Origin of the sequence: Kitasatospora sp. MBT63 (genome assembly GCF_000710465.2) — a bacterium.
Classification (GTDB): domain Bacteria; phylum Actinomycetota; class Actinomycetes; order Streptomycetales; family Streptomycetaceae; genus Kitasatospora.
The window spans coordinates 1-8,003 of record NZ_JAIZ01000073.1 but is presented as its reverse complement, the minus strand read 5'-3'; the positions used below and the strand labels follow the sequence as shown (position 1 = coordinate 8,003).

The window sequence follows — 8,003 nt, the reverse complement described above, 5'->3', positions numbered from 1 at the left end:
CGGCCGACGCCCCGCCCGGGCGCCCGCCCGCCGCCGCTCGGCGTCGCCCGGCGTCGCCCGGCGACCGGGAACGCCGAAGGGCCCGCGGGAGTCGTCCCACGGGCCCTCGGCAGGTACAGCGTTCCCGGCGCGGTGCGCCCGGCGTTCCCGGTGCGCCGGCCGGCGTCAGCGCGAGCGGCGCGACAGCCGCTCGACGTCCATCAGCACCACCGCGCGCGCCTCCAGCTTGAGCCAGCCGCGGCCCGCGAAGTCGGCCAGCGCCTTGTTGACCGTCTCGCGGGAGGCGCCGACCAGCTGGGCGAGTTCCTCCTGGGTGAGGTCGTGCGCGACGTGGATGCCCTCGTCGGACGGCACCCCGAAGCGGCGGGAGAGGTCGAGCAGCGCCTTGGCGACACGGCCGGGGACATCGGAGAAGACCAGGTCCGACATCACGTCGTTGGTGCGGCGCAGTCGACGGGCGATGGCGCGCAGCAGCGCGATCGAGACCTCGGGCCGGGCGTGCAGCAGCGGCAGCAGGTCGCCGTGGCCGAGGCCGAGCAGCTTGACCTCGGTCAGTGCGGTGGCGGTGGCGGTGCGCGGGCCCGGGTCGAACAGCGACAGCTCGCCGATCATCTCGCTGGGGCCGAGCACGGCGAGCATGTTCTCGCGGCCGTCGGGCGATGCGCGGTGCAGCTTCACCTTGCCCTCGACCACGACGTAGAGCCGGTCGCCCGGGTCGCCCTCGTGGAACAGCGACTCACCGCGGGCGAGGGTCACCTCGGTCATGGAAGCCCGCAGCTCGGCAGCCTGGTCGTCGTCGAGAGCCGCAAAGAGCGCGGCGCGCCGCAGAACGTCGTCCACGAGCTTCCTCCTGCTGGTGTCTGGGCAGTGCTACTCACCACCAAGGATGACGCATGTCACTCCGATCATATGAGGAGGGGGTGACCTGCTGGACACCGTACGGGGCCATTTGTACCCATCCGTGCGGCCCGGACCTCCGCCGGACACCCGCCGACGGCCTGCCGGGCCGCCCTGCACGGCGGGCCGGAGGACGGGCCGCACGGGCCCGGCCCGGTGCCGTCGGGCCTCCCGGGGAGCCGATACCCGGATCCGCCGCCCGGAGCCACCGCAGCGCCCACCGGCTCCGGGTGGCCCCCGTGACCGGGCCCGAGCCGCCGGCAGCCGCGGTCGTGCGTACCCGCCCGCACCCGCCCGTACCCGAGATCGCCCGTCGTTTCCCGGCAGCCGCCACCGACGGCATCGGCCGGGGCCGACCTGTGTGCTGCCCGGTCGCCTCTCCCCGGTGCTCCGGAGCCTGGCCGCGGACGTCCCCGCGTCGACCGCGTGCGCCGTTCACGGGTACGCGCCGGCGTGCCACTGAGCCGGGCCCACTCGGACCGACGACCGGTCAGGCGGGGGAGGATGTGGTCGCCAACCCGTCCACCGAGGAGGCCGCACGATGAGTTCCCCGAGTTCCCCGAGTTCCCCGAGTTCCCTGCCCGTCCCGGGCCCCCTGGTCGACGTCGACTGGCTGGCCGAGCACCTGGACCACCCCGACCTGGTGGTCCTCGACGCGGGTGTCGGTGCCCACCGCGACGCCGAACTGCGGATCCCCGGCGCGCTGGCCTTCGACATCGACGGCGTGATGTCCGACCACACCAGCCCCGTACCGCACACCATGCCCGGGCCCGGCCACCTCACCGCGCACCTGCGCGCGCTCGGGATCGACGACCGCAGCACCGTCGTCGCCTACGACGGTGCCGGTGTCTACTCCAGCGCCCGGGCCTGGTGGATGCTGCGCGCGATGGGCTTCGACCGGGCCGCCGTGCTGGACGGCGGCCTGCCGGCCTGGACCGCGGCCGGGCACTCCGTGGTGCCCCGGGCCGCCGAACAACAGGCCTATCCCGTAGGCGACTTCACTGCCAGCCCGCGCCCGGAACTCATCGTCGACAGTGCCGCGGTCCTGCGGGCACTCGCCGACGACGGCGCGGCGGTTGTCGACGCCCGCTCCCGTGAACGGTTCACCGGTGCGGCCGCCGAGCCCCGCCCGGGCCTGCGCGGCGGCCACATGCCCGGCGCGGCGAACCTGCCGTTCACCGACCTCCAGACGGACGGCCGGATGCGCCCGGCCGAGGAGCTGCGCCCGATGTTCGCCGCCGCGGCCGACGGGCGTGAACGGCTGGTTTTCAGCTGCGGTTCGGGTGTCACGGCCTGCGTCCTCGCCCTCGGCGCCGACCTGGCGGGCTACCGCGACCTCGCGGTCTACGACGGTTCGTGGAGCGAGTGGGGCCTGCCCTCCGCGCTTCCGGTGGAGCAGGGCTGACGACCCGCCCGCCGCCGCCCCGTCACCCGCCGCACCCGCCCGGTGGGGCCGGCGCTACGCCCGGGCCGCGCCCGCCTCCACCGGGCAGGTGCGCAGCAGCGCGCGGGTGGGCAGGGCGGTCGCCAGCAGGCTGAGGGCGACCGTGCCCGCCGCGAGCGGCAGGGCGGTGCCGAGCGGCACGTACGGGGCCGAGCCGGTCAGTCCGCGGGCGATCGGGACCAGGGTGATCCAGGCGATCAGGCCGCCCAGGACCAGCCCGGCGACCGCCACCAGCAGCGCCTCCCAGCGCATCATGCCGAGGATCTGGCGGCGCGTCGTCCCGACCAGCCGCAGCAGCCCGACCTCGCGGCGCCGGTCCAGTGCTGTCATCACCAGGGTGTTGGCCGAGGCGACCGCCGCGAAGCCGCCGAGGACCCCGGCCATCACGTTGTTCGCCCAGGAGTTGATCTCCATGTCCCGGTCGGCCCGGGTGGTGTAGCCGACCGCATCGGTGACGGTCACCCCGGGCGGGCCGAACTCCGTCACCGCGGCGGCGATCGCACCGGCCACCGCGGCCCGGTCGGCACCCGGCGCGGCGGAGACCATGACCTCGGTGTCGAAGCCGCCGGTCACATGGCCGGTGAGCGCGGCCCGCGGCAGCAGCAACTGGCCGAGGCCCAGGCCGCGTTCGTAGGTCGCGACGACCGTCGGGCGGACCGTGGTGCCGTCGCCCAGCCACAGCGGGGCCCGGTCGCCGACCTTGACCCCCAGGTCGTCGGCGAGGTGCGTGTCAAGGGCCACCGTGTCGGCGGAGGCGCCGAGCGCGGCCAGCGAGCCGTCCCTGACACCGAGGTCGAGCACCTTGGGCAGCCCGGCCGGGTCACCCGAGACGCCGAGCGCCGTCGCTGAGACCAGCACGTCCCCGGAGCGGTAGAGGGCGCTGCTGCGCAGGACGCCGATGCTCGCGTCCACGCCGGGCAGCCGGGCGATCTGTCCGGCGGTGCCGGTCGGCAGGCCCGGGCCGTTCGAACCGATCACCTGGTCGGCGACCAGGCCGGCGCGCAGCTGCGCGGCGGTGACGTGCGCGACGGTGCTCTGGATGAACAGCAGCGTCCCGCAGAAGGCGGTCACCATCACGATCGGGGTGATCGCGGAGGCCAGCCGCCGGGCGTTGGCGCGGGTGTTGTCGGCGGCCAGCGACCCGGTGGCGCCGCCCGCCCGCAGTGGCAGGCCGAGGACGCCGGTGGCGAGCCTGGCCAGCAGCGGGCCGAGCAGCGCGACCGCGAGCAGGAAGCTCATCACCACGCCGAGCGCGGTGTTGGCCGCGTCCGAGCCGTTCAGTCCGGCGGCGACGGCGGCCAGCGCCACGCCGCCCGCCAGCGCGAGGAGGCCGAGGACGGTACGGACCGGGCCGGTCCGCGCCCGTTCCACCGCGGCCTCGCCGAGCGCCTGGCTCGGACGCATCCGGGCGGGCCGGCGGGAGGCGAGGTAGCCGGACGCCAGTGCCGCCAGCAGGGTGGTGCCGACCGCCACCGCGACGGGCACCGGCCCGACGCTCAGCGAGACCTCGGCGGGTACGGCGCCGCGCGAGACCAGCTGGCCGAACCACCAGCGGGCCAGCGCCAGGCCCGGCAGCACACCGAGCGCACCCGCGACCGGGGCGAGCAGCGCGGCCTCGGTGGCGATGGTGCGCCGGATCTGACGAGGCGTCGCCCCGACCGCGCGCAGCAGCGCGAACTCCCTGGCGCGCTGCCCGGTGGCGAGGGCGACCGTCCCCATCACCACGAACACGGCGGTCATCGCGGCGATCCCGCCGAAGGAACCGCCGAGCGCGACCAGCACCTCCCGGCCCTGGGCCAGCCCGGGCCGCTCGACCGAGCCGCGGGCGTCGCCGGTCAGCACCTCGGCGTCGGCGCCGACGGCCTGCTCGACCTGCCGGGCGAGTGCCGTCGCGCTGACGCCCTCGCGTGGCCGGACGGCGATGGCGTCGACCTTGCCGGGGTGCCCCGAGAGCTGCGCGGCGGCGTCGTCGGCGAACCAGGCGGTGGGCCCGCCGTCCTGGCCGGCCGCGAGCCCGGAGATCCGGTAGCTGCCGCTCGCGCCGGGCGCGACCAGGTGCACGCTGCCGCCCACGGCCAGCTGCCCGGCCTGCGCGGTGGTGGCGTCGAGGACGACCTCCCCGGCGCCGGGGGCACGGCCCTGGACGAGCGTGGAGCCCGCCGGACCGGTGATCGCGGTGGCGGCGAAGCCCCGGCCGGTCAGCGGCGGCAGGGCGGTGCCGGGCCCGGACTGGACGGGGAAGGCCGTATCGGGCACCGCCGAGGCGACCCCCGGCCGGGCGGCGATCCTCGCCACCAGCCCGGCGTCGACCCGGGCCCGTTCGGGCAGCGCGGCCTGCTCGGTGTCCCGGTCCTCGCCGCTGCCCACGGTGATCTCGGCGTTTGGTGAGGCGGCGACGAGCACCGGAGCGCCGGTGTAGCGCACCGGCGCGATGTGGGCGAGCACGCCGGTCTGCAGCAGCGTCCCGCAGGCCATGATGACCGCGGCGCCGAAGAACAGGGCGACGAAGCTGCCGGCGAAGGAGGCGGGCCGGAAACGGACGGAGGCCCGCGCGAGTCCGTTCGTCATGCCGCTGCCCCGACCTGGCCGGAGCCCGCCCGACCGGAGCCCGTCCGACCGGATCCCGAGGTGGCGGTCAGCGTGACCATCCGGTCGGCGACGGTCCGCGGATCGGGCCGCAGCAGCTCGTCGGCGAGTTCACCGTCGGCCAGGAACAGCACCCGGTCCGCGTGGGCGGCGGCCACCGGATCGTGGGTGACCATGACCACGGTCGCACCCATCTCGTCCACGGCCTGCCGCAGCAGTCCGAGCACCTCGTGCGCGGTACGGGTGTCCAGCGCGCCGGTCGGCTCGTCCGCGAAGACCACCTCGGGCCGGGTGATCAACGCCCGGGCGATCGCCACCCGTTGCTGCTGCCCGCCGGAGAGCTGACCGGGACGGCGCCCACCGTGCTCCGCCAGGCCCACCCGGGCCAGCAACTCCTTGGCCAGCCGCCGGTCCTGACGGCCACCGGCCAGCCGCTGCGGCAGCAGCACGTTCTGCTGCACGGAGAGCGAGGGCAGCAGGTTGAACGACTGGAAGACGAACCCGATCCGGCTGCGGCGCAGCCGGGTCAACCGGTTCTCGCTCAGCGCGGTGATCTCCTCCCCGCCCAGCAGCACCTCACCGGAGGTGGGCCGGTCCAGCCCCGCCGCGCACTGCAGGAACGTGCTCTTCCCGGACCCGGATGGACCCATCACCGCGGTGAAACTCCCGCGCCCCAGGGCCAGATCGATGCCGCGCAACGCATGGACCGCCGAATCCCCCCGCCCGTAGCTCCGCCGCACCGCACGCAGCTCGACGGCCGGGTGCGCGGCCTGCGGACGATCGGTACGTGGGCGTTCGCGCCGCAGTGCCATGGGGACCCTTCCTCCAACGGTGGATGACGTACTCCACGCTAGAAATCGCAAGGTCGGACGACCATGGTGGCCGCAGGCGTCCCGGGGGTGGGGTTTACCCCCGCCGGGGGGCGTGCTGCGTCAGCTCGGACCCGGGGTGGCTGACGGGGCATCAGGATCTCCTCGGTGACGTGACCGCCGAAGCTAGCGAGGTCGATGACAACCGGTATCCGTACAGGTACTCAACTCGACCCGCGAACGAGTCGGCCCGGCCCGACGGCCGCCTGTGCGGTGACGGAGGCTGCTCCACCTGATTCGTCGCCGTTCGTCCGCTGCTTCGGCGTAGCCTTCGTGCATGGCAGAGAGCAAGGTCCGGAAGGCCGCGGCGACGGCCGCGCCGGCGGTGAAGGTGGCTGCGAAGCCCAGGAAGCCGGAGTCGCACCTGGCGATGGTGCGGCGGGCCCGGAAGATCAACCGGGCGCTGGCGGAGCTGTACCCGTACGCGCACCCCGAGCTGGACTTCGAGTCGCCGTTCGAGCTGCTGGTGGCCACCGTGCTGTCCGCGCAGACCACGGACCTGCGGGTGAACCAGACGACGCCCGCGCTGTTCGCGGCCTACCCGACCCCGGAGGACATGGCGGCGGCGGACCCGGAGAAGCTGGAGGAGATCATCCGGCCGACCGGTTTCTTCCGCGCCAAGGCGAAGTCCCTGATCGGGCTGTCGACGGCGCTGCGGGACCGCTTCGACGGCGAGGTCCCCGGGCGCCTCGCGGACCTGGTGACCCTGCCGGGTGTCGGCCGCAAGACCGCCAACGTGGTGCTCGGCAACGCCTTCGGCGTCCCGGGCATCACCGTGGACACCCACTTCGGCCGGCTGGCCCGCCGTTTCGGCTGGACCACCGACGAGGACCCGGAGAAGGTCGAGGCGGCGGTCGCCGAGATCTTCCCCAAGTCGGAGTGGACGATGCTCTCGCACCGGGTGGTCTTCCACGGCCGCCGGGTCTGCCACTCCCGCAAGCCGGCCTGCGGCGCCTGCCCCATCGCCCCGCTCTGCCCCTCGTACGGCACGGGTGAGACGGACCCGGAGAAGGCCGCCAAGCTGCTCAAGTACGAGCTGGGCGGCCAGCCGGGCCAGCGGCTGCGCCCGCCGGCCGACTACCCCGGCCGGGCCGCACCCGCAGCCGGCACCGGGACCGGGACGGCGACCGCCGACACCGACGCGGCGGACACCGAAATCGTTGGAACGGACGGGGTGGCATGACGGGGGCGATCGATCCGGACGGACTGCCGGACTGGCTGGTGCCGGTCCGGGCCGCGGCCGAGCGGGTGCTGCCGGAGCAGCTGAGCCGCTTCCTGCCGCCGCCGGAGGGCGGGCGGCCGTCGGCGGTCCTGATGCTGTTCGGCGAGGGGCCGCTCGGGCCGGACCTGCTGCTGATCGAGCGGGCCCGTTCGCTGCGGTCGCACGCGGGACAGCCCTCGTTCCCGGGCGGCGCGCTCGACCCGGAGGACGGTGACCCGGACGGTCCCGGGCCGGTGCGGGCCGCGCTGCGGGAGGCGGCCGAGGAGACCGGGCTCGACCCGTCCGGGGTGCAGGTCTTCGCGACCCTGCCGTCGCTGTTCATCCCGGTGAGCAACTTCGTGGTGACGCCGGTGCTGGGTTGGTGGCGGCGGGAGAGCCCGGTCGCACCGGTGGACCTGGCCGAGACCGGCGCGGTCTTCCGGGTACCGCTGGCCGAGCTCACCGACCCCGCGAACCGGGCCCGGCTCCGGCACCCCTCGGGCTTCACCGGGCCGGTCTTCGATGTGGCCGGGCGCCTGGTCTGGGGGTTCACAGCCGGGGTGATCGACCGGGTGCTGCACTACAGCGGCCTGGCACTGCCGTGGGACACCTCGCGGACCATCGCACTGTCGGACGACGCACTCGGCCTCGCCACCCGCGGCCTGAGCGGCGAACGCGGCTGAGCCGTCCGCCGCTCCCCGGCCCGCCGGGCCCGCCCATGCGCGGGACCCGCCGGACCCGGCCGTCGATCGGACGCCGGGGCGGCTACCGGTCGCCGGTCAGCGCGTAGAGGGTGTTCGGTACCTGCCGGATGACCGACACGGTCCCGTAGACGTGGTCGTTGTCATCGTCGTAGTTGTAGTCCCGGGTGACCGAGCTGACCACCGACGACGCCACCCCGGCGACCAGGAACAGCACCAGCAGGGCCTTCCCGCCGCCGCTCATCAGCAGCGGCCGGGTCGCCGACACCGCCCCCGGCCCCTTGACCGGGCCCCCGATCCCACCC

General features: G+C 75.1%; 6 protein-coding genes and 1 pseudogene. 3 read left to right on the top strand and 4 right to left on the bottom strand.

Annotated features, from left to right (window positions below; all coding sequences use genetic code 11):
• Positions 1–165: 165 nt before the first annotated feature.
• Positions 166–840 (bottom strand): Crp/Fnr family transcriptional regulator, encoded by a 675-nt coding sequence (locus tag AA75_RS05150; RefSeq protein ID WP_033818547.1) that lies wholly within the window; start codon positions 838–840, stop codon positions 166–168.
• A gap of 598 nt (positions 841–1,438) precedes the next feature.
• On the opposite strand from AA75_RS05150, the gene AA75_RS05145 reads away from it, so the two are divergent.
• Positions 1,439–2,302 (top strand): sulfurtransferase, encoded by an 864-nt coding sequence (locus tag AA75_RS05145; RefSeq protein WP_051811876.1) that lies wholly within the window; start codon positions 1,439–1,441, stop codon positions 2,300–2,302.
• A 54-nt stretch (positions 2,303–2,356) separates the two neighbouring features.
• Here AA75_RS05145 and AA75_RS05140 read toward each other — a convergent pair whose 3' ends face one another.
• Positions 2,357–4,909 (bottom strand): FtsX-like permease family protein, encoded by a 2,553-nt coding sequence (locus tag AA75_RS05140; RefSeq protein ID WP_033818546.1) that lies wholly within the window; start codon positions 4,907–4,909, stop codon positions 2,357–2,359.
• The gene (locus AA75_RS05135) at positions 4,906–5,739 is read right to left on the bottom strand and encodes an ABC transporter ATP-binding protein (protein ID WP_051811875.1); all 834 of its coding nucleotides are present in this window, start codon (positions 5,737–5,739) and stop codon (positions 4,906–4,908) included. The genes AA75_RS05140 and AA75_RS05135 overlap by 4 nt, the downstream gene beginning before the upstream one ends.
• Positions 5,740–6,073: 334 nt before the next feature.
• Here AA75_RS05135 and nth point away from each other — a divergent pair, with 334 nt between their 5' ends.
• Positions 6,074–6,979 (top strand): endonuclease III, encoded by a 906-nt coding sequence (gene nth / locus AA75_RS05130; RefSeq protein WP_051811874.1) that lies wholly within the window; start codon positions 6,074–6,076, stop codon positions 6,977–6,979.
• Entirely contained in the window at positions 6,976–7,680 is a 705-nt protein-coding gene (locus AA75_RS05125) for a CoA pyrophosphatase (protein ID WP_033818545.1), read from the top strand. The genes nth and AA75_RS05125 overlap by 4 nt, the downstream gene beginning before the upstream one ends.
• An 82-nt stretch (positions 7,681–7,762) precedes the next feature.
• Here the strand turns inward: AA75_RS05125 and AA75_RS05120 are convergent.
• Positions 7,763–8,003: pseudogene (locus tag AA75_RS05120) on the bottom strand (hypothetical protein); the annotation flags it as partial.

Coding starts and splice junctions, on each gene's coding strand:
- nth (WP_051811874.1), top strand. CDS start 6,074: ATGGCAGAGAGCAAGGTCCGGAAGGCCGCGGCGACGGCCGCGCCGGCG.
- AA75_RS05140 (WP_033818546.1), bottom strand. CDS start 4,909: ATGACGAACGGACTCGCGCGGGCCTCCGTCCGTTTCCGGCCCGCCTCC.
- AA75_RS05145 (WP_051811876.1), top strand. CDS start 1,439: ATGAGTTCCCCGAGTTCCCCGAGTTCCCCGAGTTCCCTGCCCGTCCCG.
- AA75_RS05135 (WP_051811875.1), bottom strand. CDS start 5,739: ATGGCACTGCGGCGCGAACGCCCACGTACCGATCGTCCGCAGGCCGCG.
- AA75_RS05125 (WP_033818545.1), top strand. CDS start 6,976: ATGACGGGGGCGATCGATCCGGACGGACTGCCGGACTGGCTGGTGCCG.